At 61.7% G+C, this 25114-nt stretch carries 26 protein-coding genes; 16 read left to right on the top strand and 10 right to left on the bottom strand.

Translation table 11 applies throughout. The features are described 5' to 3' along the window. Window positions 1-69: 69 nt before the first annotated feature. From H7993_RS15995 to H7993_RS15985, 3 genes are all read right to left on the bottom strand, one after another. A complete protein-coding gene (locus H7993_RS15995) occupies window positions 70-1875 on the bottom strand; it encodes a phenylacyl-CoA dehydrogenase (protein WP_185794964.1) in 1806 nt (601 codons plus the stop codon). Between the two features lie 194 nt (window positions 1876-2069). Continuing rightward, window positions 2070-2819, bottom strand: coding sequence for a TOBE domain-containing protein (locus H7993_RS15990; RefSeq protein ID WP_185794963.1), 750 nt, complete (start codon window positions 2817-2819; stop codon window positions 2070-2072). Between the two features lie 9 nt (window positions 2820-2828). After that, window positions 2829-3560, bottom strand: a complete 732-nt coding sequence (locus H7993_RS15985; RefSeq protein WP_185794962.1) for a ComFC family protein — start codon at window positions 3558-3560, stop codon at window positions 2829-2831. A gap of 102 nt (window positions 3561-3662) precedes the next feature. On the opposite strand from H7993_RS15985, the gene bioB reads away from it, so the two are divergent. From bioB to bioD, 5 genes are read left to right on the top strand one after another with little or no spacing between them, the layout of a single operon-like run. Then, the gene (gene bioB, locus H7993_RS15980) at window positions 3663-4721 is read left to right on the top strand and encodes a biotin synthase BioB (protein ID WP_122480412.1); all 1059 of its coding nucleotides are present in this window, start codon (window positions 3663-3665) and stop codon (window positions 4719-4721) included. 52 nt (window positions 4722-4773) lie between these two features. Next, a complete protein-coding gene (gene bioF / locus H7993_RS15975; RefSeq protein ID WP_185794961.1) occupies window positions 4774-5946 on the top strand; it encodes an 8-amino-7-oxononanoate synthase in 1173 nt (390 codons plus the stop codon). Beyond that, the gene (locus tag H7993_RS15970; protein WP_185794960.1) at window positions 5939-6670 is read left to right on the top strand and encodes an alpha/beta fold hydrolase; all 732 of its coding nucleotides are present in this window, start codon (window positions 5939-5941) and stop codon (window positions 6668-6670) included. The genes bioF and H7993_RS15970 overlap by 8 nt, the downstream gene beginning before the upstream one ends. Further along, the gene (gene bioC, locus H7993_RS15965; RefSeq protein WP_185794959.1) at window positions 6663-7553 is read left to right on the top strand and encodes a malonyl-ACP O-methyltransferase BioC; all 891 of its coding nucleotides are present in this window, start codon (window positions 6663-6665) and stop codon (window positions 7551-7553) included. Before H7993_RS15970 ends, bioC begins: the two co-directional genes overlap by 8 nt. Further along, the gene (gene bioD / locus H7993_RS15960) at window positions 7550-8227 is read left to right on the top strand and encodes a dethiobiotin synthase (protein ID WP_185794958.1); all 678 of its coding nucleotides are present in this window, start codon (window positions 7550-7552) and stop codon (window positions 8225-8227) included. The genes bioC and bioD overlap by 4 nt, the downstream gene beginning before the upstream one ends. 6 nt (window positions 8228-8233) lie before the next feature. Here the strand turns inward: bioD and H7993_RS15955 are convergent, their stop codons facing one another. Together H7993_RS15955 and H7993_RS15950 are read right to left on the bottom strand one after the other, a co-directional pair. Next, window positions 8234-8620 carry a type II toxin-antitoxin system VapC family toxin gene (locus tag H7993_RS15955; protein ID WP_122480417.1) on the bottom strand — a complete coding sequence of 129 codons (387 nt, stop codon included), beginning with the start codon at window positions 8618-8620 and terminating at the stop codon, window positions 8234-8236. Next, window positions 8617-8856, bottom strand: a complete 240-nt coding sequence (locus H7993_RS15950) for a type II toxin-antitoxin system Phd/YefM family antitoxin (RefSeq protein WP_122480418.1) — start codon at window positions 8854-8856, stop codon at window positions 8617-8619. Before H7993_RS15950 ends, H7993_RS15955 begins: the two co-directional genes overlap by 4 nt. 217 nt (window positions 8857-9073) lie before the next feature. On the opposite strand from H7993_RS15950, the gene H7993_RS15945 reads away from it, so the two are divergent. The 3 genes from H7993_RS15945 (at window position 9074) to rarD (ending at window position 13022) form a co-directional block, all read left to right on the top strand. Next, a complete protein-coding gene (locus H7993_RS15945; RefSeq protein WP_185794957.1) occupies window positions 9074-10975 on the top strand; it encodes a PhoX family protein in 1902 nt (633 codons plus the stop codon). A gap of 75 nt (window positions 10976-11050) precedes the next feature. Beyond that, window positions 11051-12025: a serine/threonine protein kinase gene (locus H7993_RS15940; protein WP_122714579.1), complete on the top strand. Its 975-nt coding sequence runs from the start codon at window positions 11051-11053 to the stop codon at window positions 12023-12025. 109 nt (window positions 12026-12134) lie between these two features. After that, window positions 12135-13022, top strand: coding sequence for an EamA family transporter RarD (gene rarD, locus H7993_RS15935; protein WP_122480420.1), 888 nt, complete (start codon window positions 12135-12137; stop codon window positions 13020-13022). A 224-nt stretch (window positions 13023-13246) separates the two neighbouring features. Here the strand turns inward: rarD and H7993_RS15930 are convergent, their stop codons facing one another. Then, complete coding sequence (locus tag H7993_RS15930) at window positions 13247-13693, bottom strand: response regulator (RefSeq protein ID WP_185794956.1); 447 nt, start codon at window positions 13691-13693, stop codon at window positions 13247-13249. Window positions 13694-13855: 162 nt separating this feature from the next. Here H7993_RS15930 and H7993_RS15925 point away from each other — a divergent pair, with 162 nt between their 5' ends. From H7993_RS15925 to H7993_RS15895, 7 genes are all read left to right on the top strand, one after another. After that, entirely contained in the window at window positions 13856-15799 is a 1944-nt protein-coding gene (locus H7993_RS15925; RefSeq protein ID WP_185794955.1) for a putative nucleotidyltransferase substrate binding domain-containing protein, read from the top strand. Then, window positions 15796-16503: an exonuclease domain-containing protein gene (locus tag H7993_RS15920; protein WP_185794954.1), complete on the top strand. Its 708-nt coding sequence runs from the start codon at window positions 15796-15798 to the stop codon at window positions 16501-16503. Before H7993_RS15925 ends, H7993_RS15920 begins: the two co-directional genes overlap by 4 nt. A 143-nt stretch (window positions 16504-16646) precedes the next feature. Beyond that, entirely contained in the window at window positions 16647-17771 is a 1125-nt protein-coding gene (locus H7993_RS15915; RefSeq protein WP_185794953.1) for a PepSY-associated TM helix domain-containing protein, read from the top strand. Between the two features lie 17 nt (window positions 17772-17788). Then, the gene (locus tag H7993_RS15910; protein WP_163007696.1) at window positions 17789-17950 is read left to right on the top strand and encodes a hypothetical protein; all 162 of its coding nucleotides are present in this window, start codon (window positions 17789-17791) and stop codon (window positions 17948-17950) included. Between the two features lie 500 nt (window positions 17951-18450). Continuing rightward, window positions 18451-19662: a YcaO-like family protein gene (locus tag H7993_RS15905; RefSeq protein ID WP_185794952.1), complete on the top strand. Its 1212-nt coding sequence runs from the start codon at window positions 18451-18453 to the stop codon at window positions 19660-19662. Beyond that, window positions 19659-21353, top strand: coding sequence for an ATP-binding cassette domain-containing protein (locus H7993_RS15900; RefSeq protein ID WP_185794951.1), 1695 nt, complete (start codon window positions 19659-19661; stop codon window positions 21351-21353). The genes H7993_RS15905 and H7993_RS15900 overlap by 4 nt, the downstream gene beginning before the upstream one ends. A gap of 150 nt (window positions 21354-21503) precedes the next feature. Beyond that, window positions 21504-22127 carry a glutathione S-transferase gene (locus tag H7993_RS15895; RefSeq protein WP_185794950.1) on the top strand — a complete coding sequence of 208 codons (624 nt, stop codon included), beginning with the start codon at window positions 21504-21506 and terminating at the stop codon, window positions 22125-22127. Window positions 22128-22140: 13 nt separating this feature from the next. Here the strand turns inward: H7993_RS15895 and H7993_RS15890 are convergent, their stop codons facing one another. The 3 genes from H7993_RS15890 to rloA2 form a co-directional block, all read right to left on the bottom strand. Continuing rightward, window positions 22141-22545 (bottom strand): type II toxin-antitoxin system VapC family toxin, encoded by a 405-nt coding sequence (locus H7993_RS15890; protein WP_122480426.1) that lies wholly within the window; start codon window positions 22543-22545, stop codon window positions 22141-22143. After that, the gene (locus H7993_RS15885) at window positions 22542-22805 is read right to left on the bottom strand and encodes an antitoxin (RefSeq protein ID WP_185794949.1); all 264 of its coding nucleotides are present in this window, start codon (window positions 22803-22805) and stop codon (window positions 22542-22544) included. The genes H7993_RS15890 and H7993_RS15885 overlap by 4 nt, the downstream gene beginning before the upstream one ends. Before the next feature lie 152 nt (window positions 22806-22957). Next, complete coding sequence (rloA2, locus tag H7993_RS15880) at window positions 22958-23461, bottom strand: retropepsin-like aspartic peptidase RloA2 (protein WP_185794948.1); 504 nt, start codon at window positions 23459-23461, stop codon at window positions 22958-22960. A gap of 143 nt (window positions 23462-23604) precedes the next feature. Between rloA2 and H7993_RS15875 the strand changes: the two genes are divergently transcribed. Next, window positions 23605-24495 carry an acyltransferase gene (locus H7993_RS15875; RefSeq protein WP_185794947.1) on the top strand — a complete coding sequence of 297 codons (891 nt, stop codon included), beginning with the start codon at window positions 23605-23607 and terminating at the stop codon, window positions 24493-24495. On the opposite strand, the gene H7993_RS15870 is transcribed toward H7993_RS15875, so the two are convergent. After that, entirely contained in the window at window positions 24496-25068 is a 573-nt protein-coding gene (locus H7993_RS15870) for a DUF2780 domain-containing protein (protein WP_122480429.1), read from the bottom strand. Window positions 25069-25114 lie beyond the last annotated feature (46 nt).

Here is a 25114-nt window from a genome sequence, read left to right as displayed (position 1 = left end):
GGGCTGAGGTTCGAAAGCCGGGTGGCGCGCTCGGCAAGACGCGCGCCGCCCGGCTGGTTGGCGTACCTGTCAGTAGGACAGGTCGAAGTGCGCTTCGTCCATGTCCATCAGGTTGGCCGCGCCCGAGAGCATGGCGGCAACGTGAGTGCGGGTGCGCGGCAGGATGCGCTGGAAGTAGAAGCGCGCCGTTTGCAGCTTGGCCGTGTAGAACGCGGCATCGCCCGTGCCTTCAGCCAGCTTCTGCGCTGCCACACGAGCCATGTCGGCCCAGAAATAGGCCAGGCAGGCGTAACCCGAATACATCACGTAATCGACCGAGGCTGCGCCGACTTCTTCGCGATCCTTCATGGCGGCCATGCCAACCTTCATGGTCAGCTCGCCCCACTCCTTGTTCAACTGCGCCAGGGGTGTAACGAACTCGGCAACGGCTTCGTTGCCTTCGTTGGCCTGGCAGAACTTGTGCACGATCCGGGTAAAGCCCTTGAGGGCCTCGCCCTGGGTCATGAGCACCTTGCGCCCCAGCAAGTCGAGTGCCTGGATGCCGGTGGTGCCTTCGTACAGCATGGAAATGCGGCTGTCGCGCACGTTCTGCTCCATGCCCCACTCGGCAATGAAACCGTGCCCACCGTAGATCTGCACGCCGTGGTTGGCGGCCTCGAAACCGACTTCGGTCATGAACGCCTTGGCTATCGGCGTCATGAACGCCAGCAGGGCATCGGCGCGCTTGCGCTCTTCTTCGTCCTGGCTGAACTTGAGCACGTCCACCAGCTTGGCGGTGAAATAGACCATGGCCCGCGTGCCTTCGGCGAAGGCCTTGATGGTCAACAGCATGCGCCGTACGTCCGGGTGCACGATGATCGGGTCGGCAGCCTTGTCGGGCGCCTTGGGGCCGGTCAGCGAGCGCATCTGCAGGCGATCGCGGGCATAGCGCAGGCCACCCTGGAACGCGACTTCGGCATGGGCCAGACCCTGCAGGGCAGTGCCCAGGCGTGCCGTGTTCATGAAGGTGAACATGCAGTTCAGGCCCTTGTTGGCGGGGCCGATCAGGTAGCCGGTGGCGCTGTCGAAGTTCATCACGCAGGTGGCGTTGCCGTGAATGCCCATCTTGTGTTCCAGCGAGCCACAGCTCACCGCATTGCGCGCGCCGATCGCGCCATCGCTGTCAGGCAGGAACTTGGGCACGATGAACAGCGAGATGCCCTTGGTGCCGGCCGGTGCATCGGGCAGGCGTGCCAGCACGATGTGCACGATGTTGTCGGCCATGTCGTGTTCGCCGGCAGAAATGAAGATCTTCGTGCCGCTGATTGCATAGCTGCCGTCTGCCTGGGGTTCGGCCTTGGTGCGCAGCATGCCCAGGTCGGTGCCGCAGTGTGGTTCGGTCAGGCACATGGTGCCGGTCCACTCGCCGGACACCAGCTTGGTCAGGTAAGCCTCTTGCTGCTCGGGCGTGCCGTGAGCGGAAATGGTGTTCATGGCGCCGTGGGACAGGCCGGGGTACATGCCCCACGACCAGTTGGCGCTGCCGATCATCTCGCTCACCGCCAGACCGAGGGATTCGGGCAGGCCCTGGCCACCGTGTTCGACGTCGTGGGCCAGGCTTGGCCAGCCGCCTTCGACGAACTGTTTGTAGGCCTGCTTGAAGCCGGTCGGCGTCTTCACGCCGTCTTCGCTCCAGGTGCAGCCTTCGATGTCGCCCACACGGTTCAGCGGAGCCAGTACCTGTTCGCAGAACTTGGCGCCTTCTTCGAGGATGGCATCGACCATGTCCGGGGTCGCATCCTGGCAGCCGGGCAGGCTTTGATAGTGCGCTTCGTAGCCGAGCAACTCGTCGCGGACGAAGCGAATATCACGCAAGGGGGCCTTGTACTCAGGCATAGCGATAAACCTCTGCTGATGAATTCCGATGGGTTCGACCTGCGACAGGTTGTCGCTATCAAACGGCTGTTTGAAACATACGTTTACGCCTGCGCAAAGTCAATACCCGCCCGGCGGCCGTCACGGTGCCGTGGCGGCTGCGGGCTGGCTTGCTGAAAAGGGGGATCGACAGGGTTCGGCGGGTATGGCGCGGGTTAGAGCGGAGTACCGAGTAGAACGTTGGCAGGATCGAGCCACACATTGACCGAGTCGCCCTCACGGATCGAGCAGTGCTCGGAAAGTGCGCACAGGGTCTGCCCATTCGCCAGGCCGATACGCATTTCGCAAGGCCCTCGAGCGTCCTTCAGGACCTGCTCCAGCACACCCTGCAGGCAGCTGTGACCAGGCATGGCGGGAGCATCCAGTGGCAACACGCACAACCAACCCGCCTTGATCAAGGCCACCACACCAGCGCCGGGCACCAGCGTCAGGGTTTGCGTGCTGTCATGGGTGATCTGCGCGCGCAGGCTCAGCCCCTCGCCCAGGTCCAGAGTGATTTCGTCGTTGCGCCCTTGAGCGTCGATGGCAGTCACGCGGCCGTGCAGTTGATTGCGGGCACTGGTACGCAGCATGAGTCGGCCCAGCAGGTCGAGGTCGCCGACGTCCTCGGCGGCTTCGAGCACCTGCGCCTGCAAGGCCTGGAGCTTCTGGTAGAGGCGCAGCATGCGCTGCCCTTCCGCGGACAAGCACGCGCCACCACCGCCCTTGCCGCCCACGACCCGTTCGACCAGCGGCGTTTGGGCCAGGTTGTTGAGTTCGTCGATGGCGTCCCAGGCGCCCTTGTAGCTCAGGCCAGCCGCCTTGGCGGCACGGGTGATCGAACCCTGCTCGGCGATATGACGCAGCAGTTCGATGCGTTGCGGACGACGTGCGATGTACTGGGCCAGCAAAGGAGGCAAGGTCATGGCCCAAGGCTACTCGGGCTTGGCCGTGCGCGCCAGACAGTAGACGTCGACCCGCGCGGCGCCGCCCTCGCGAAGCAGCGTGGCCAGGGCCTGCGCGGTGGCGCCGGTGGTCATCACATCGTCGACCAAGGCGACGTGCACTCCATCGAGCACCGCACCGGGCATCAAGGCAAAGGCTCGTTCCAGGTTGTGCAGGCGCGCCTTGGCCCCCAGCTCCTGCTGCGCCTGGGTCTCGCGCGGTCGTTGCACCAGGGTCGAATCGCAGTCGATGTGCAGTGCCTCGGACAACCACCGAGCGAGCATTTCAGCCTGGTTGAAACCGCGTCTGCGCAGGCGTTTGCGCCCCATGGGCACCGGGATCAGCAACTGCGGGCGTGGCAACCCTTCGTTGAAACGATGATCGAGCCAGTGACTGGTCAACTCGGCCAGCAAACGTCCGTAGGGCCACTGGCTGTTGTGCTTGAAGCGGGTGATCAGGCTGTCGACGGGAAAACCATAGTGCCAGGGGGTTTCCACCTTGCCGAATGCGGGTGGCCGGCGCCGACAGGGCGCGCAGGTGAACCCACTCATCGCCAGGGGCAACGCGCACACCGTGCACTGCTCCTCCAGCCAGGGAAGGTCGCATTCGCAGGCCTCGCACAGGGCATAGGGATTGCCCGACGCTTCGTCGCACAGCAGGCAAATCTGATCAGTTTCTAGCCACTTGTAGACCTTGATAGCCGCAGAAGGTTGACAGTGCATGGAGCTTCCTTAATCATGCCCGCATTCGACTCAATAGCCGCGTTGCGCCCATGGACATTCCAGCGTCCCTGCGCGCGCCCAAGCATAAACAAGGAATCGCCGATGAGCGCCAGTACAACTGCAACCGTTCGTCACGACTGGACCCTGGCCGAGGTCAAGGCGCTGTTCGTGCAGCCGTTCAACGACCTGCTGTTTCAGGCGCAAAGCGTGCACCGGGCGCATTTCGACCCCAATCGGGTCCAGGTCTCGACCCTGCTGTCGATCAAGACCGGCGCCTGCCCCGAGGACTGCAAGTACTGCCCGCAATCGGGGCACTACAACACCGGGCTGGAAAAAGAAAAGCTGATGGAAGTGCAGAAGGTGCTCGAGGAAGCCGCCCGCGCCAAGGCCATCGGTTCGACGCGATTCTGCATGGGCGCGGCCTGGAAACACCCCTCGGCCAAAGACATGCCGTACGTGTTGCAAATGGTTGCCGGGGTCAAGGCGCTGGGCCTGGAAACCTGCATGACCCTGGGGCGCCTGGACGAGGACCAGACCAAGGCGCTGGCCCAGGCCGGCCTCGACTACTACAACCACAACCTGGACACCTCGCCGGAGTTCTACGCCAGCATCATCACCACCCGCACCTACAGCGAACGCCTGCAGACCCTGGCCCACGTGCGCGACGCCGGCATGAAGATCTGCTCCGGCGGCATCCTGGGCATGGGCGAGTCGCTGGACGACCGCGCCGGGCTGCTGATCCAGTTGGCCAACCTGCCCGAGCATCCCGAGTCGGTGCCGATCAACATGCTGGTGAAAGTGGCCGGTACTCCGCTGGAAAACGCCGAGGATATCGACCCGTTCGATTTCATCCGCATGCTGGCCGTGGCGCGCATTCTCATGCCGCAGTCCCATGTGCGCCTTTCCGCCGGGCGCGAAGCGATGAACGAACAGATGCAGGCACTGGCTTTCCTGGCCGGGGCCAACTCGATCTTCTATGGCGACAAGCTGTTGACCACGGCCAACCCGCAGGCAGACAAGGACATGCAGTTGTTCGCCCGCCTGGGGATCGCTCCCGAAGCTCGTGAAGAACACGCCGACGAGGTCCATCAAGCGGCCATCGAACAGGCCCTGGTCGAGCAGAAGAGCAGCGACCTGTTCTACGACGCCGCGTCCGCCTGACCCTGCGCCGGCCCCAGCGGCCGGCGTTCACCCCCTGCCATTCGAGGCCTGCATGCCCTTCGACCTCAGCGCGCGCCTGGCCGAGCGCCGCGCCGCCGACCTCTATCGTCAGCGTCCATTGCTGCAAAGCCCGCAGGGGCCATGCGTGGTGGTCGATGGCCAACCGCTGCTGGCTTTCTGCAGCAACGACTACCTGGGCCTGGCCAACCACCCCGAAGTGATCAAGGCCTGGCGCGAGGGCGCCGAGCGCTGGGGCGTGGGCGGTGGAGCATCGCATCTGGTGGTCGGTCACAGCAGCCCTCACCACGCGCTGGAAGAGGCCTTGGCCGAATTGACCGGGCGTCCGCGGGCGTTGCTGTTTTCCACCGGCTACATGGCTAATCTGGGGGCGGTCACCGCCCTGGTGGGGCAAGGCGATACCGTGCTGCAGGACCGGCTCAACCACGCCTCGCTGCTGGACGCCGGGCTGCTCAGCGGCGCGCGCTTCAGCCGTTACCTGCACAACGATGCCGCCAGCCTGGAAACGCGCCTCGACAAAGCCACCGGCAATACGCTGGTAGTGACCGATGGCGTCTTCAGCATGGACGGTGACCTCGCGGAGCTGCCACAACTGGCGGCTGCCGCACGGGCCAGGGGCGCCTGGTTGATGGTCGACGATGCCCACGGGTTCGGTGCCCTGGGCGCCACCGGTGGCGGTATCGTCGAACACTTCGGGTTGGGGTTGGACGATGTGCAGGTGCTGGTCGGGACCCTGGGCAAGGGCTTCGGCACTGCGGGCGCCTTCGTAGCCGGCAGCGAGGAACTGATCGAGACGCTGGTGCAGTTCGCCCGGCCCTACATCTACACCACCAGCCAGCCACCGGCGCTGGCCTGCGCCACGCTGCGCAGCCTGCAGCTGCTGCGCAGCGAGCACTGGCGGCGCGAGCACCTGGCGACCCTGATCGCGCAGTTCAGACAGGGCGCTGCCCGGTTGGGCCTGACCTTGATGGACAGCTTCACGCCCATTCAACCCATTCTCATCGGCGACGCCGGGCGAGCCCTGCATTTGTCGCGGCTGTTGCGCGAGCGCGGAGTGCTGGTGACGGCCATTCGCCCGCCAACGGTGCCTGTCGGCAGTGCGCGATTGCGGGTCACGCTTTCGGCCGCTCACAGCAGTGCCCAGGTGCAGCGACTGCTCGATGCGCTGGCTGAGTGCTACCCGCTGCTGGGAGCTGAACATGCTTGATCGCTTGATCCTGCTACCTGGCTGGGGCCTGGGCAACGGTGCTTTGGATCCCCTGGTCGCCGCCTTGCGAGGGCTCGCTGAACCCGTACAGGCGCGGATCGAAGTCTTGCCCGAGCCCGGTTCCATCCAGCTTTCCGACTGGCTCGACGCGCTCGACGAACGCCTGCCGGATGGTGTCTGGCTGGGCGGCTGGTCGCTGGGAGGCATGCTTGCTGCCGAACTGGCGGCGCGCCGTGGCGAGCGCTGTCGTGGCTTGCTGACGCTGGCCAGCAACCCCTGTTTCATGGCCCGCGCCGACTGGCCGGATGCAATGCCCGCTAAGACGTTCGAAGCGTTTCTGGCCGCTTGCGAGGCGGATCCGAAAAACCTGCTGAAGCGCTTCGCGTCGCTCTGTGCGCAAGGCGCTGCTGATCCGCGCGGGCTTTCTCGGCGACTGGCGGTTGCTGAGCCGACTTCGACACAGACGTTGGTGGAGGGCCTGCATGTGCTGACGGAGCTGGATACCCGGGCCGCGTTGCAGGCGTTTGCCGGGCCGCAACTGCACCTGTTTGCCGGGAACGATTCGCTGGTGCCTGTTGGTGCAGTAAGCGCGTTGCGGGAGCTGCTGCCAGAGGCGGAGATCGGCCTGGTCGAGCAGACCAGCCATGCGTTCATGCTGGAGGACTCGCAAAGGGTCGCCGGTGCAATTCAGGCCTTCCTGCGTGAGCGAGGTTTTGATGAATAACGGCAAGGGTTTTGCGTTTGGTGCACGTTTGGCGGTGGTAGACGACGCGGCTTGCGCCGCTGCTACAGGGGCCGAGGCGGGGTCTGCGTTGCCGGACAAGCGGCGGGTGGCGGCTTCCTTTTCCAAGGCGGCGGCGAGTTACGACAGCGTCGCGCAGTTGCAACGCGACGTGGGCCATGCGCTGCTCGCACGCCTGCCGACCGATCTGCAGCCATCGCGCTGGCTGGACCTGGGCAGCGGTACGGGCTATTTCAGCCGCGCCCTGGCCCAGAGTTTTCCGGACGTCGGCGGCGTGGCGCTGGACATCGCCGAAGGCATGCTGACCCACGCGCGCGCCCAGGGCGGCGCCACTTGGCATGTGGCCGGGGATGCCGAGCAGCTGCCGTTGCGCAGTGGCTGCTGTGGCCTGATCTATTCGAGCCTGGCAGTGCAATGGTGCAGCGATTTCGCCGCCGTGCTCGCCGAGGCCTACAGGGCCTTGCAGCCCGGCGGCGTGCTGGCCTTTGCCAGCCTGTGCGCGGGCACGCTGCACGAGCTGCGCCAGAGCTGGCGCGCAGTGGATGGCCGGGTGCACGTCAACCGCTTCCGTGAGTTCGCCGACTACCAGCGCCTGTGCGCCAACAGCGGTCTGGAGGTACTGAGCCTGGATAACGTGCCCCATGTGCTGCACTACGCGGACGTGCGCGGCCTGACCCATGAACTCAAGGCGCTGGGCGCGCACAATCTCAACCCCGGCCGACCCGACGGCCTGACTGGCCGCACGCGCATGCTTGGCCTGCTGCACGCCTATGAAACCTTTCGCACACCGCTGGGGCTGCCCGCCACCTACCAGGTGGTCTACGCTGTGTTGCGCAAACCTGTCGAGCAAGGACAATCCCGATGAGCGCCTATTTCATCGCCGGTACCGACACGGACATCGGCAAGACCACGATCGCGGCCGGCCTGTTGCACGCCGCTATGCTCAGGGGCCTCAGCACGCTGGGTGCCAAGCCCGTTGCCTCGGGCTGCGATGTCACACCCAAGGGCCTGCGCAACAGTGATGCGCTGGCCTTGATGGCGCAGAGTTCTATCAGCCTGGAATATGCGCAGGTCAATCCAGTGGCCTTCGAACCGGCGATCGCTCCACACATCGCCGCTCGCGAGGCTGGCGTGGCGCTGACGGTTGGCTCGTTGCTGGCGCCCATGCGCCACGTGCTGGCCCAGCAGGCAGACTTCACTCTGATCGAAGGCGCCGGCGGCTGGCGCGTGCCGCTGTCCGATCAGGCCAACCTCTCGGACCTCGCCATGGCCCTGAAACTGCCGGTGATTCTGGTGGTGGGCGTGCGCCTGGGTGCCATCAGCCATGCGCTGCTCAGTGCGGAAGCGATCGCCCGCGACGGCCTGCAGCTGGCCGGCTGGGTGGCCAACATCATCGAACCGAAAACCTCACGCCTGGAAGATAACCTCGCCACCCTGGCCGAACGCCTGCCAGCGCCCTGCCTGGGTCGCGTGCCCTACCTGAAGGACGCCAGTGCCCAAAGCGTTGCCGAGCATCTGCATCTGGAGCTTATTGGATAGGACGATTCAAACGTGCAATGCGGGTGCGCCGTATTGGCTCAACAATGCGTCGGCCGTCAGTAACTGCATGCTCTCGAGGGTAGCCTGGGCGAATAGCAGGCGATCGAACGGATCGCGATGAATGGGCGGCAGTTTTTCCACGGCCATGCCATGGGCTGCAGTGATGGGTAGCTCGCTGTAGCCATTGAGCAATAGCTGCCGGCGCAGACGCGCCGTATCGATGACCGTGGCGCTGCGGCTCAGACCGTTCTTGATGGCCACTTCCCACAGGCTCGCTGCGCTGAAGTACACCTCGTGATCCATATTGCCGATCAACGATCGAGCACTTGCTGAAAGCATCGGGCTGTCCTTGGCAACCCAGATCAGGATATGCGTGTCGAGCAGTAACTTCACACCTTGCCCTCGAAGAGATTGGCGACCTCAATGTCCAGCTCATCAAAGTCTTCGGGTACCTCCAGGTCAAGCATGAAACCGATACGCTTTGCTTCACCCGCTAGTGGCGTGTCATAAGCCACCAGCCGGGCAACCGGCTTGCCGGCTTTGGCAATGACGACCACTTCACCGGCCGCAGCTTGATCCAGTAGCCGGGACAGATTGCTTTTGGCATCGTGAACATTGTGAATGGCCATCGGTGGCGACTCCTTTGTACAGGTGACTACAGTGTATCTTAGCCCATCTGGTTAGCTAATTCTCTTGTGCGCATTCATGCTGACTTTGCACCGTGGTTCCCCCCGTATTGCTGTATTCGGAAACATTTCTGCACGCACGCATCGGCACACCCCCTGCCTGCAACCTGTTCGTCATAATCCCTCCTTAAGGTACTCGCTGACCTGAAGGGAGATGATCATGAGCCTATTAGAAGAACATCAAGCCACCGACCTGGAAAAGATCACCGGCCTGAGCCGTCGTCGCTTCATCGGTGCTGGCGCATTGTGCGGTGCCGCAATGTTCATGGGCGGTAACCTGCTGACCCGCACGGCCGTGGCCAGCGCCGTGAGCGCCGGTAACAGCGGTCTGCTCGGTTTCACCGGCATTGCGGCTGCCACCAGCGACACCATCAGCCTGCCGCCAGGCTATCGGGCCAGCGTGCTGATCAGCTGGGGGCAACCCCTGCAAGCCGGCGGCCCTGCGTTCGACCCCAGTGGCAACGGCAGCGCCGAAGCCCAGGAAGTGCAGTTCGGCGACAACAACGATGGCATGAGTCTGTTCCCCTTCCCCAACGACGCCAATCGCGCGTTGATGGCCATCAACAACGAATACACCAACTACCGCTACCTCTATGCCCACGGCGGCAGCCCGCAGTCGGCTGAAGAGGTGCGCAAGGCCCTGGCCTGCGAAGGCCTGTCGGTGATCGAGATCCAGCGCAAGGCCGGCCACTGGCACTTCGTCCAGGGCTCGCAGTACAACCGCCGCGTTCACGGCAACACGCCGATCCGCGTCAGCGGGCCAGCCGCAGGCGACGCTCTGCTCAAGACCGCCGCCGACAGCACCGGGCAACTGGTGCATGGCACTTTCCAGAACTGTGCCAATGGCAAGACGCCCTGGGGCACCTACCTCACGTGCGAAGAAAACTTCACCGACTGCTTCGGCAGCACCGACGCAACGCTGGCGTTCACCCCGGCGCAGAAACGCTACGGCGTGGTCGCGGCCAGCAAGGAAATCAATTGGCACCCCCACGATCCGCGCTTCGACATGGCGCGCAACCCCAACGAACTCAACCGTCATGGCTGGGTCGTGGAAGTGGACCCGTTCGACCCCACCGCCATGCCGGTCAAGCGCACCGCACTGGGTCGCTTCAAGCATGAGAACGCAGCCCTGGCCGAAACCCGCGACGGGCATGCCGTGGTGTACATGGGCGACGACGAGCGCGGCGAATTCATCTACAAATTCATCAGCCGCGATCGCATCGACCACCACAACCCCAAGGCCAATCGTGACCTGCTCGACCACGGCACACTGTACGTTGCGCGTTTCGACGACGGCGACGGCAACCCCGACCACCCCAAGGGCCGCGGCCAATGGCTGGAGCTGACCCATGGCAAGCACGACCTGGATGCCAGCAAGGGCTTTGCCAGCCAGGCCGAGGTACTGATCCACGCGCGGCTGGCTGCCACCGTCGTGCAGGCTACGCGCATGGACCGTCCCGAGTGGATCGTGGTCAGCCCGAAAGATGGCCAGGTCTATTGCACCCTGACCAACAACGTCAAACGCGGTGACGACGGCCAACCGGTCGGCGGCCCCAACCCGCGCGCGAAGAACGTCTACGGTCAGATCCTGCGCTGGCGCGAAAGCGACGACGAGCACGGCGCCATGGAATTCGAGTGGGACCTGTTCCTGGTGGCCGGCAACCCCAGCGTGCACCCTGGCCAGGCCAAGGGCGGCTCGTCCAACATCAATCCGCAGAACATGTTCAACAGCCCCGATGGCCTGGCGTTCGACGATGCCGGTCGACTGTGGGTACAGACCGATGGCGATACCACCAACGTGGGCGACTTCGCCGGCATGGGCAACAACCAGATGCTCTGCGCCGACCCTGCCAGCGGCGAAATCCGCCGGTTCATGGTCGGCCCGGTCGGCTGCGAAGTCACCGGCGTCAGCTTCGCCCCCGATCAACGCACCCTGTTCATCGGCATCCAGCATCCGGGTGAAAACGGTGGTTCGACCTTCCCCGAGCACCTGCCCAACGGCAAGCCGCGCTCCTCGGTGATTGCCATCAGCCGCGAGGATGACGGGGTGATCGGCGCGTAACGCGCCACCGCTGCCGCCGCGTCTGCGCTACCATGGCGAGCCGGACGCGGCAGCCTGCCGCGCGCAGGAGTACGCATGGCCCACCCTTTTGAAACACTGACCCCAGACCTGGTGCTCGACGCCGTGGAAAGCATCGGCTTTCTCAGTGATGCCCGGGTGCTGGCGCTCAACAGCTACGAGAACCGCGTCTACCAGGTGGGCATCGAAGATGGCCAACCGCTGATTGCCAAGTTCTACCGTCCCGATCGCTGGACCAACGCGGCCATCCTCGAAGAACACGCCTTCACCGCCGAGCTGGCCGATTGCGAAGTGCCCGTGGTCGCCCCCATGGTGCATGAAGGCGAAACGCTGTTCGAGCACGCCGGTTTCCGCTTCACCCTGTTTCCTCGCCGCGGCGGCCGGGCGCCGGAGCCGGGCAATCTCGATCAGCTCTATCGCCTGGGCCAGCTGCTGGGCCGCCTGCATGCCGTGGGCGCCACACGCCCGTTCGAGCACCGCGAAGCGTTGGGGGTGCAGAATTTCGGCCACGATTCGCTGCAGACCTTGCTCGAAGGCAACCATGTACCGCGCAGCCTGCTGCCCGCCTACGAGTCGGTCGCCCGAGACCTGCTCAAGCGCGTGGAAGAGGTGTACAAGGCCACACCGCACCAGAACATCCGCATGCACGGCGACTGCCACCCGGGCAACATGATGTGCCGCGACGAAGTGTTTCATATCGTCGACCTCGACGATTGCCGCATGGGCCCGGCGGTTCAGGATCTGTGGATGATGCTCGCCGGCGACCGCCAGGAATGCCTCGGCCAGTTGTCCGAGCTGATGGACGGCTACCGCGAATTCCACGACTTCGATCCGCGTGAGCTGGCGCTGATCGAACCCCTGCGGGCGCTGCGCCTGATGCACTACAGCGCCTGGCTGGCGCGGCGCTGGGAAGATCCAGCCTTTCCGCGCAGTTTTCCCTGGTTCGGCACCGAGCGGTATTGGGGCGACCAGGTGCTGGCGCTGCGCGAGCAGCTGGCCGCACTCAATGAAGAGCCGCTGAAGCTGTTCTAGCCTGATGCTGTGCCTGAAAGCAGTGCTCGCCTTTTTGTTTCCAGTGGTTTGATGTGTAACAGTTACCGACCAGCGATTCGATATCGAAACCGTGCCAGCAGGGAGCTCCATGCAAGTCGCCAATCCCCGTCGGGGGTACATCCTGGGCCTGAGCGCCTACATCTGTTGGGGGTTCATCCCTCTCTACTTCAAGACCCTTGCGCACTACCCGGCCGTGGAGATCATCGCCCAGCGGGTGCTCTGGTCGGCGCTGCTGGGGTCGTTGCTGCTGCTGGTGTGGAAACACCCCGGCTGGCTGCGCGAATTGCGCGAGAACCCCGTACGCCTGGCGATACTGGTGGGCAGCGGTTGCCTGATCGCCGCCAACTGGCTGGTCTATGTGTGGGCGGTGAACAATGGTCGACTGCTCGAGGCCAGCCTGGGCTACTACATCAACCCCCTGCTCAACGTATTGCTCGGGCTGCTGATCCTGCGCGAGCGGCTGCGCCCGCTACAATGGATCGCCGTGGCACTGGCGGCGACGGGGGTGGCGCAGCAGGTCTGGCAGGTGGGCAGCCTGCCATGGGTCTCGTTGGCACTGGCCTTGACGTTCAGTTTCTACGGACTGATCCGCAAGCGGGCACCGGTGGCGGCGTTGCCGGGGCTGGTGATCGAAACCTGGTTGCTGGTACCACTGGCCGCAGGCTGGCTGCTTTGGCACGGCGATGCCGTCAGTATCCAACCGGCCTTCTGGACCACCAGCGATGCGCTCTGGTTGATGGCTGCAGGGCCGATCACACTGGTGCCGCTTCTGTGCTTCAACGCTGCGGCGCGTCATTTGCCGTATACCACGCTGGGCTTCTTGCAGTACATCGCGCCAACGCTCGTGTTGCTGCTGGCCGTTCAGGTGTTCGGCGAACACCTGGCTCCCGCGACCTTGATGACGTTCATCTTCATCTGGGCGGGGCTGGCTATCTACAGTGTGGATATCTGGTGGAATCGACGCAAACGCGACTGATCAGAAAACGATCAACTGGCTGCAGGCCGCGCCGAGCTTGATGTACAGCGATCTACGCCGAGGTTATCCACAGCCTGGTCCCCGTGGATTGTGCACAACATGCCGTAAACTGGCTGTTTTTTGAACGATTTCCTGTAAGCCTTGCAGGACGCGCCCTGCAGAGGGGTCGACACAGGTTATCCACAGGCAGGCGCAGGATAACCTTGGATAACCTGGGAGAGGCTTCAGATCAAGCCGAGCTCTTCGCGCGCCAGTCTTACCAGCAAGTCCAGGTCGATCGGCTTGAGGAGAAAATCCACCACGCTCAGGTGCATGGCAGTAATCGCATCCTTCACGCTGGCATCGCCTGAAATGATGATGATCGGCAGCGCCGCACGCTCCGACTCGCGGACTTCACGGATGAGGTCCAGGCCCGACTCGGGCCCCATGCGCAGGTCGGTGATCAACAGCCCGATGCCCCTGTTGGCGCGCAACTGCAGCATTGCGCCCATGGCGCTGTCGGCCTGCAGGCACTCGATGCCATGCAGCGCCAGAATCTGCGCAAGGACATCCCGCGTGTCGTCGTCATCATCCACTACCAGCACCAGCTGCGGCGGCAGCGCCTGCACCTGGCCCAGTTCGCTGAGCGCTTCACGCTCGGCATCGCTCAACAACAATTCGTGATCGGACATACGCTTCCCGTCATCCAGAACCTATCCATCTGGCCATTGCGCTCGATCCCGCCTTTTAGACTTACGTCCAATGGGCACCTTCGCCCATGCAGTCGACCATGGCCGAACGATAAAGACAAATCTCCCATAACAACAACTTCCGATTCGACCTATCGAGCGGTAATGGCCATGAGCAAAACCGACGCCTTCACCCAGGCGGGCAAGACCGCGGTGCTGCAGAACATCCACGGCACCGTGCAGTTCCTGCAACGCTTCCCACCGTTCAACCAGATGGAAAACGCCCACCTGGCGTACCTGGTCGAGCAGTGCCAGCTGCGCTTCTATGCCGGCGGTGAAAGCATCATCAAACCGGCCAATGGCGCTGTCGAGCATTTCTATATCGTCAAGCAGGGGCAGGTGGTGGGCGAGCGGCCGCACAGTGCGCGTCGCGGCACCGAAACCACGTTCGAGATCACTGCCGGCGAGTGCTTTCCGCTGGCCGCCCTGCTCGGCGAACGGGCCACGCGCACCGAGCATCTGGCAGCCGAAGACACCTTCTGCCTGCAATTGAACAAGCCGGCCTTCATCAAGCTGTTCGCGCTGTCGACGGTGTTCCGCGACTTCGCCCTGCGCGGGGTGAGCAGCCTGCTCGACCAGGTCAACCAGCAAGTGCAGCGCCAGGCCGTGGAAACCCTGGGCACCCAGTATTCGCTGAACACCCGACTGGGGGACCTCGCCATGCGCCACCCGGTGACCTGCTCAGGCTCTCTGCCGCTGCGCGACGCCGTGCGGCTGATGCACGAGCAGCAAGTGGGCAGCATCGTCATCGTCGATGACCTGAAGGCCCCCCAGGGCATTTTCACCCTGCGCGACCTGCGCCAGGCCGTGGCCGACGCGGCCACCGATTTCGGTGCGGGCATCGAGCGCTACATGATCCCGCGGCCCTTCCACCTCAGCCCCGAAGCCAGCGCCTTCGATGCTGCCGTGGCCATGACCGAACGACACATCGCCCATGTCTGTTTGGTGAAAGACCAGCGCCTGTGCGGCGTGGTGTCCGAGCGCGACCTGTTTTCCCTGCAGCGGGTGGATCTGGTGCACCTGGCACGCACCATTCGCCATGCCTCGCGCCTGGAACAACTGATTGCCTTGCGTGGGGAGATCAGCGCTCTGGTCGAGCGCATGCTGGCCCATGGCGCATCGTCGACGCAGATCACCCAGCTCATTACCTTGCTCAACGATCACACCGTCTGCCGGGTGATCGAGCTGGTGCTGGAAGAGCGCGGTGATCCGGGCGTGCCTTTCAGTTGGCTGTGTTTCGGCAGCGAGGGCCGCCGCGAGCAGACCCTGCACACCGATCAAGACAACGGCATCGTCTTCGAAGCCCGCGACGCTGCCCACGCTGCCGAAATCCGCGGCAAGCTGCTGCCACTGGCGCACCAGATCAACCTGGCCCTGGCGCAGTGCGGCTTCAGCCTGTGCTCGGGCAACGTCATGGCCAGCAACCCCGAGCTGTGCCTGTCGCGTCTGGAATGGGCACGGCGTTTCGCCGGTTTCATTCGCGAAGCGAGCCCGGAGAACCTGCTCAATTCGAGCATCTACTTCGACCTGCGCACGGTATGGGGCGATGATTCGGCGTGTGCGCAGTTGCGCCGCAGCGTGCTGGAGCAGGTGGCCGACAATCGCCTGTTTCAGCGCATGCTGGCGCAGAACGCCTTGCGCCAACGCCCACCGGTGGGGCGCTTTCGCGACTTCGTGCTGACCCGTCAAGGCAGCGACAAGGCAGCCACCCTGGACCTCAAGGTGCAAGGCCTGACGCCCTTCGTTGACGGCGCGCGCCTGCTGGCCCTGGCCAACGGCATCGACACCGGCAATACCCTGGAGCGCCTGCGCCAACTGGTGGCCAAGGAGGTCATCGACGCGCAGGACGGCGCCGCCTACGAAGAGGCGTACCATTTCATCCAGCAGACGCGCATGCAGCAGCATCAGGCCCAGGCCCGGCAGCACTTGCCCTACTCCAATCGCATCGACCCCGCCGAGCTCAACCACCTGGACCGGCGCATCCTGCGCGAGTCGCTGCGCCAGGCCCAACGTCTGCAGGCCAGCCTGAGCCTGAGGTATCAACTGTGAATTTGTTCCCGTGGCGACGGCCACGCCCCACCCCGCTGGCAGTCGAGCTGCAGCAGCGCCTGCAAGGGTTGCCAGGCCCGCAGCCTTTGGCTGACTGCAGCCTGCGCGAACAGCGCTGGGTGGTGCTGGACCTGGAAACCAGTGGCTTGAACCTGAACAAGGACCAGGTGCTGTCGATCGGCGCGGTGGTCATCGAAGACGGCGCGGTGGACTTCTCCCAGCAGTTCGAACGCACATTGCTGCGCGAGCAACCTCGCCTGGGCGCCAGTGTGTTGATCCATGGCCTGGGGCCGGAAGCGATCGCCGCCGGCCAGGTGCCCGCAGACGCCCTGCTCGATTTCATGACCTTCGTCGGCGACAGCCCGCTGCTGGCGTTCCACGCACCGTTCGACGAGCACATGCTGGGCCGCGCGCTCAAGGACAGTCTGGGCTACACGTTGCAACACCCCTTCATCGATGTCGCCGAGCTGGCCCCGATGCTCTGCCCCGATGCGCTGCTGCGCGCAGCTGGACTGGACGACTGGACCACGCATTTCGGCCTGCAGGTCGGCGAGCGCCATCACGCCAGTGCCGATGCGCTGGTCACCGCAGAGTTGGCCATGCTGCTGTTCAGCCGTGCGCGCCGCCAAGGTCTGGATAGCCCCCGCGTCCTGGCCGAGAAAGTGAGCCAGTGGCGGCGCAGGCAGCAGAACCAGGTGTTCTGACCAGCGCAAAGGCGTGTATGCACCCGACCGCTACCCGACAGCGGTCGCCAGTATCGACTACAGGTGATAACGTCCTGGCACTCAACGCGCCATGACCCAGCCATCCCTGTGTGGACGGCTGGGTTCTTTTTGCAGGCCCTGAAATGAAAAGCACCACCATCCGCCGCTGGTCCTTCATCCACACCTGGACCAGCCTGATCTGCACCCTTTTCCTGCTGATGCTGGCCATCACTGGCCTGCCCCTGGTGTTCCATCACGAGATCGAACACCTGCTGGGCGATGCGCCACAGTTCCGCGAAATGCCTGCCAACACGCCGCAACTGGATCTGCAACAGCTGGTGGAAGCCGCCCAGGCCCATCGTGCGGGTGAAGTGGTGCAATACTTCGGCTGGGACGAGGACGAGCCCCACGGCGTGCTGGCGATTACCGCTGCCACCGCCGACACCGAGCCCAATTCGTCGCACACCTTCATGCTCGATGCGCGTACCGGCGAAGCCGTGGAAACGCCCTCGGCCAACGGTGGCTTCATGATGGTCATGCTGCGCTTGCATGTGGACATGTATGCCGGCCTGCCCGGCAAGCTGTTGCTGGCATTCATGGGTCTGCTGTTCGTGCTGGCGATCGTTTCCGGAGTGGTGCTGTATGCGCCGTTCATGCGCAAACTCACGTTTGGCACCGTGCGCAATCAGAAATCGACCCGCACCCGCTGGCTCGACCTGCACAACCTGATCGGCGTGGTCACCTTGACCTGGGCGCTGGTGGTGGGCGTGACGGGGGTGATCAGCGCCTGCGCCGACCTGCTGATCGGTGCCTGGCGGGCAGAAACCCTCAGCGCCTTGATCGAACCCTACCGCGACGCGCCACCGCTCAAACAACTGGCGCCCGCCACCCGCCTGTTGGACATCGCCCACGGCGCTGCGCCAGGCATGACACCCGACTTCATCGCCTTCCCCGGGACGCGCTTTTCCAGCGAACACCATTACGCGGTGTTCATGCAAGGCGGTACCCACCTGACCTCGCACCTGCTGACGCCAGTGCTGATCGACGCCACCACGCTGGACGTCACTGCCGTGGTCGAACGGCCTTGGTACATGGACGCCATGGGCCTGTCGCAGCCGCTGCACTTCGGCGATTACGGCGGCATGCCGATGCAGATCCTGTGGGCGGCGCTGGATGTATTGACCATCATCGTGCTGGGCAGTGGCGTGTACCTGTGGTGGGTCCGCCGCCGCGCCGCCAAGGCCTCTGGCGCAGAGGCCACTGCGTGACGAAAAGGAAGAAGTCGATGTTCTGGCCGGTGTTCCGCATTCCGCTGTTGGTCGGCGTGCTCGGCGCCACCGGATTGTTCGCTGCCCTGCTGGGGGATGGCGGGTGGGATGCCCTGGCGTGGGTGGGGTTGGGGGTTCCTGCGGTGCTGGGGGTGTGGGGGTTGGTGAGGAAGGGCTGAGCTGGGAGGAAGGAAGTTACCCCTGGTTAACTAGGCGGTAATGTTTTGTTTAACTTTGCGATCCTAGTATTTGATATTACCTAGTCCTACATAACAAGCCGCTCTACATCAAACAACTGAAAACAGCTTCCTACTTTGCAGTCAATTAATCCGGTACCCTTTGGTAAAATTTCCTACAGTTTTTTTGAACATAGAGATGCACGCAAGAGTTGTACAAAACCAAACTCAATGATATCTCTATGCACCTCGCAAACATCTTGCGAGATGAGGCTAAATACTCTGTTCAGCTTCACTATCCAAATGGAGATATTAAAAATGGGAAGCAAACGCTCTGAAATAAACACTCTTGAAATTTTTCGTAACCTCAGTGACTACAAGGTCACTTTCCTTGCGAGCGAGATGAGTTTCTTCGCTAAATCCGAGTATTGATCGGCCGCTGAAGCGTAACGCCTGGGGGGAAGGGCCCGCCCCCAGGCCTCATGATTGAAAAGGAACTCAACATGTCTGAACGCGAATTTACTGCAAGCGAAGCATTGGCCAGGATCACCGACACCATTAGTTCGCTCGGCCTAAACTACACACTTAACTTATCTAAGACATCAGATTTGATAGCTACTGCAGCATTAACTGACAAGGCTGGAAAAATACTTTCAGAAGGTGCGGGGAAAGGGCCATCCTGTTGTGTTGGAGCTCTCGCCGAATGTATCGAGCATCTCTATGCCACCGGTGATGTCAATCAACAGACTACTCGCATTGAAAGTCGTAAAATACTGCTCCAGAAATTCACCATTGTGGATGAAGTGATAGCCAATCTCCCTAACAAAGATATATCTCTTCCATGCCTTCTATTTTCTGACATCAGCGGAGGCTCGGAGGTCCAAGTGCCAGCAGCACTGATATCAACGAACAGGAAACTTCTTGAAACGACCATGAATTGTCCTGATACGAATTTCCTGGCGCGCTACTCCACCAATTCCGGCACAGCATTTGGATGTAGCTTCAATGAGGCAATTCTGCACGGCCTGAATGAAGTGGTTGAACGCCACACTTTATCGTACCTATTAATGTCTGCGTGCAAGCAGTCTCTAAGGCAGTACACCTATACTCCTTCGCCCACCCTGATGAGTCTGGTCTGTTTAGAGCTTTGTGACGCTTCTATAGATATATCTTGGATGAAGATTCTGCTTGTAGAATCGACTAGTGGAGTATTTTTCTCAGCAGCGCTTCCAAACGAATCCGAGAGTCAGTTTATCCTGTGCCTCGTTGGATCTGGATGTTCCATCTCTCCAGTTACTGCAATTGCAAGAGCGATAACCGAGCTTATTCAGATTACTGCTCTGCATGATGAGTCGGAAAAAAAACTAGACAGCATAACCTATGACCTACTTGACTCACACCCCCTCCTTCGAAACCTTATAAAACTCGCGGAGCTTCGGAAAGACGATCTTGCCGTATGGAACAAGAGCATTGACAGCCGAACACCTCCTATCGAAAAACAAATCAAGTTAATAGTCAACAGCTTAAAGAGGACGGGCCACAACACTTCATACAGAGTACTGAAAAAATTTGATAACGGCTGTATTGTCACTCAGGTTTACATACCGGGAATGGACCGATTCAACCTAATAAGAGCAGGCTCCGCTGTCGCCCCGCAGCATATCCTGCGATGCTCGAGAACGTGCGTACCCTACGATGAGACCTCATCGATATGAGGCGTTTCCTGGCGCAAGCAATAACACAAAGACCAGCCCTGTTCGGGGCTACCTTGATCACGATATTCATCCTCAAACTTTCGCTGTTTGCGCCTCCACTCTTGCTGGGTTCTATTATTGACAACCTGTCACTCGACAACAGCGGTGAAAACCTGGCGATACCTTATCTGCTCGGTGGTTATGCGTTGGTCATACTGGTGACAGCTGCGGTTGCACCCATCCAGACGTATGTCCTGACTCGACTGGTGCAGCAGACGGTCAAGGATCGATCCATCAGCTGGATGGCGGAGATATTCAGAAAAGAATTCAGCATCTTCAATAATCTGAGAATCGGCCATTTGATCAAAGCGACGGATCGAGGCATTACCGCTCATGAGCAGATACTGAATTTCTTTGTCACCGTTGGGCTGCCCCTGATCATCGAAATCCTTGTCGTCAGCGTTCTGTTTGTGCACTTTGGCGGCGCGCAACTCTTTGCAGCGCTGTTGACGGCGTCATGCATCTATTTATATGTGTGCCACAGAATCATCCAGTGGCGGACTCGACATATCAACGACGTCAACGACAGCGAAGACGAAGTCTCTGAACGTCTGTTCAGCACGCTGCGCGCCGCACGGTCGATCAAGCTGGAAGGCGCGGCAGAACAAACGCTATCCCCGCTCAACCTCGCATTCGAGCGCTACGCGCGTTGCGCTACCACCGTCGCCAGTTCTGCCGCAGCGCTGGGGTCCGCGAAAATGCTCTTCATCGGGCTCGCCACCTGTGGACTTCTGGTGTGGGGCGTTCGAAACCAGGGGATGACAAACCCGACATTGACCATCGGCGAGTTGGTTGCCCTATGCTCGATTGCGGGTGGATTTCTCACCAACATATCGGGCATTGCCGAAGCCTATCGTTCGGCCCACCAGTTCATGGCTGACAGAGTGAAACTGCAGCAGACCCTTAGCCTTCCGCGATTCGATGGACCGGACCGATCACTGGAACCTGGGACACCCCTCATCTACTCCTTGGAGTTGGCAGCATGCGAGGTGTCAGGCCGACATCTGACGCTCGACGCTTCCCTGCGATTCAAGTCCGATGAGAGCGTGGCGATCACGGGCCCCAGTGGTGCAGGCAAGTCAACATTGCTCGAGTTGCTGGCGGGTATGGATGCGGCGTATCGACAATATCTCTCTTTGAATGGTATCTGCGTTCAGCGTATCTGCGGCGCCTCACAGCTGCGCGCGCTGCGCTACTGCCCGCAAAGTCCGGTCTTTCTGCCGGGCGATTTGGAATCGGGCGTGATGTATGGCCATGCCGCCGGACCTGAACTGTTGAAGCAGGCCCGGCAACTATCATTGAGCGCACTCCTGAGCCAATTGAATCTCAACGACAACGCTTCCAACCTTTCCGGTGGACAGGCCAAGCGGCTTGGCCTGCTTCGCTTGTTGAACAGACCTGGACGCTTCAATCTTTTCGACGAGCCAACCGCTTCACTCGATCAGGAGCTGGCCATGGCAACGTGGGACACCCTGATGCATGCATTCAAAGGTAAAGGGTTGATCTGCGTTACTCACGATATCGAAGCATTGGCGCGTTTCGACCGGGTTCTGGTTATTCAGCAGGGCAGAATCATTGCCGATGGGCCATGGCATCTGTTGAGAAAGAAGGCAGGTCTGCTCGAAGGCATAGCGGAAGTGACACAACGCTGAGCGATAGCCCTGTGTACAAGTTGAGCTGTGAACCTGCATTCCTGGCCAACGCACCCAATGTCGGAGAGCGTGGATCACGATCAAGCTGAGACGACTTGACCCCATCTCACAGCTGATACAGGGTGTTTCCTTATCCAAGGAGAACACCTCATGCCCGCCATGACGCTCTATCACAACCCCGCCTCCCCCTTTGCTCGCAAGGTCATGGTGCTGCTGCATGAGACCGGTCAGTTGGAGCGGGTCGCTCTGAAGACGGTGGCGTTGAGCCCTGTCAGCCCGGATGCTTCAGTGAACCAGGACAACCCGGCCGGGAAGATTCCGGCGTTGGTACTCGAAGACGGCACTACGCTGCATGACAGTCGGGTGATCCTGGAGTATCTGGATCACCAGCATGTGGGCAACCCGCTGATCCCTCGGGAAGGGGCGCCGCGCTGGCGGCGGTTGACGGTGGCGTCATTGGCGGATGCGATGCTTGACGCGGCCGTGCTGATTCGCTACGAGAAGGCCCTGCGGCCGCCTGAGCTGCACTGGCCGTTGTGGCTGGATAATCAGGCGGAAAAGATCGAACGGGGACTGGCGTATCTGGAGGCCACGGCGGTCGCGGAGTTGAGCGCAGCGTTCGATATCGCGGCGATCGGCGTGGCCTGTGCGCTGGGGTATGTTGATTTTCGCATGCCGGAGTCTGGCTGGCGGCAGCGCTATCCGGAATTGGCAGGGTGGTATGCCGAGGTGAGTGAGCGCGAGTCGCTGCGCTCGACTGTGCCGTCAGCCTGACAGGCCGGGGTGCTCACGCGACCTCGCACCAGTCCTGTACCTCGAGTCCCTCGACAAAACGAAACGCCTTGTCACTGGTGACCAGTGTCATCCCGAGCGAAAGGCTATGGGCGGCGATAAGGCCGTCCAATGTGCCCAGACATTGCCCGCGACGCTCGCCTACGGCTCGGCTCGAGCCATAGGCCTGGGCCGCCTGGCTGCCCCAGGGAAGGATATCGACGGTTTTCAAGAACGCATTGACAAGTCCCGCCAATCGCTGCGCCGACGGTCGCTTGGCCAAGCCATAAAGCAACTCTGCCTCGGTGATGGAGGAAATGCACACCGATGCCATGGGCACAGCGCTCAAGTTCTTGATGACCGCTGGATGCCCCTTGAGCAGGTAGCTGACTGTATTGGTGTCCAGCATCAGCTGCTTCATTCAGGGATACCGTCAAGTGGATCACGGTTTTCACCACCCGCCTGGGTGCGATCGTCGGCGTTCAGGAAGTCGTCTGGAACGCCACCTTCCGCGACAAGTGCCAGAAACTCATCCCATGAATCCGGCTTTCTGGACAAAATAACATCGCCGGTCTCGGGATCGCGCCGTATGAAGACTTCATCGGTGTCGAATCGGAAAGCGGCAGGCAAGCGCACGGCTTGGCTTCGACCATTTACGAAGACTTTTGCTGTCTGAGACATGTGCATCCCCCAGTGCTGGTATACACCACAATATATACCAGCATCCAAGGGGGGAAAATGAGAGATTTTCCGTTCGCCTCGTAGGCCTCACGATCCTGATTAATGCACGTTGGATACGTGACAGGCGCATTGCCAGCTTGCCACACGCAGAATCAGCAGTCGGGCTTGTCGGCGACGAAGCGGCGGGCGGGGTTTACCGCGGCCTTGAATTCACGCAGGCCCTTGGCGCCGATCAGCAGGGGGTAGTTGAAGCTGCTGCGGTCTACCAGGTTGACCTCGACGGTGCGCTTGACGTCGCCCAGGCACAGCTCCAGGTCGACCACGGGGCGTTGCGAGACTTCGGTACCTTCACCATCGTCGTCTTCTTCGGCGCGGTTCTTGATCTTGCTCATGCGCGAGATCTTGTGCTCGTAAACCTTGTTGTCGGCGTCCTTGGTGGCCAGGCGAAAGCGTACCCAGTCATCGCCGTCGCGGGTGAACGTCTGGATGTCCTTGGCCGACAGCGACGCTGTCAGTGCGCCGGTGTCCATCTTGGCCTTGAGCGTCTGCCCGCCAATTTCGGGCAGTTTGATGTATTCATAGCGACCATACAGGGTCGGCTCTGCTGCCAGCGCGGGCAGGGCCAGTATGGACAACAGGGCGAGTACGTTCTTCACCTGGGATTCCTTCGGGGCAGTGTGCAATGCGCGCAGCATACCGAGATAAAAGTGAAACATTTGTTGACGAAACCCTCGGGCAGAATTGGTTACAGCCGCGCTTGTGCTTATCATTGCCTGCTTCATGAAGCCAGAGTAGCCCTATGCGCCGCCTTCTCACCGGCTGTCTTGCGACCGCCCTTCTGCTGCTCAATACGCTGGTGTTGATCGGCCCCTTGCTGGTGTTCGCCTTGGTCAAGCTGGTGGTGCGTGGTCGCTGGCGCGACCATGCCTCGGCGGCGGTCATGTGGATTGCCGAGACCTGGTCGGAGATCGACAAACTGATCTTCAAGGTCTGCACCCGTACCGAGTGGGATATTCGCGGAGCACGCGACTTGCGCAAGGGCACGTCCTACCTGGTGGTAAGCAATCACCAGTCGTGGATCGACATTGCCGCGTTGATCCAGGCACTCAACGGTCGCGCGCCGTTCTTCAAGTTCTTTCTGAAGAAGGAGCTGATCTGGGTACCGTTCCTGGGGCTGGCCTGGTGGGCGCTGGACTATCCGTTCATGAAGCGCTACAGCAAGGCGTTTCTGGACAAGCACCCACACCTCAAGGGCCAGGACCTGGAAATCACCAAGGCGGCGTGCGAGCTGTACAAGCGTCAGCCGGTGACCATCGTCAATTATCTGGAAGGGACTCGCTTCACCCAGGCCAAGCGCGAGCAGCAGGCCTCCCCTTTCCGCTATCTGCTCAAGCCCAAGGCCGGCGGCGTGGCCTTCGTACTGGCCGCGATGGGGCCGCAACTGGATCGCTTGCTGGACGTCACGGTGGTGTATCCACACGGGCGTATCCCGGGCTTCTGGAACCTGTTGTGCGGGGATGTGCGCAAGGTGATCGTGGATATCAAGTCGCGCAGCATCGATCCGGGCCTGATCGATGGCGATTATGAAAACGATGCGGTATTTCGGCTCAAGGTCCAGAACTGGGTCAACCAGCTATGGACCGAGAAAGACCAATTGATCGGCACATTGCGCACCGAATCGGGACGTTGATCAGCTGCCGGTGGCGCCCCAGATGCTGCCCAGGCTTTGCAGCAACGGGCCGCCGACACCCTGCTGGCCCAGGTACTGAAGAATGACTGGCGCGAACTGACCGACCATGCCGCTGTTCATGCCCAGCGCGCTGAAGGCGCTGTTCATGTCGCTGGTGGTTTTCACGTCGCCAAGGGCGTTGTTCAGTGCGCTGATGTTTTTCTGGTCGGACTTGCCGAGCAGGCCGCTCAGGCCTCCCAATCCACCCAAGGCGTTGTTGCCCGAAAGCTTGTCGATGCCGGGAACGGATTTGCTCAGTTGCGAATAGTCGGCGGTGCTGAGTTGATTCTTGGCCAGGCCCAGCATGGCGCCGGTGCCGCCGATGGCCTGGGTCGGAGTGATGTTCAGGGTCGAACCCAAGGTGTTCAGCAGGCCTGCGGCTTCCGGGGCTGCGGCAACGGCAGCGTTGTTGCCTTGCTTGCCGTTCTGCAGGGTGGAGGCGGCATTGACCGCGTCGTTCAGGTTGAAGGCGAAGGCGGGACTGGTGGCAACGGCCATCAGGGAAGCCAGGGCCATGGCGCGAGTGATGTTCATTGTGCAGCAACCTCGGGGACAGATAGACGGACCGTCGTCAAACGGC

The sequence above is a fragment of the Pseudomonas baltica genome (assembly GCF_014235765.1).
GTDB classification, from domain to species: Bacteria; Pseudomonadota; Gammaproteobacteria; order Pseudomonadales; family Pseudomonadaceae; genus Aquipseudomonas; species Aquipseudomonas baltica.
The sequence above is the reverse complement of the archived record's forward strand: the minus strand, read 5'-3'. Positions and strand labels throughout refer to the sequence as shown.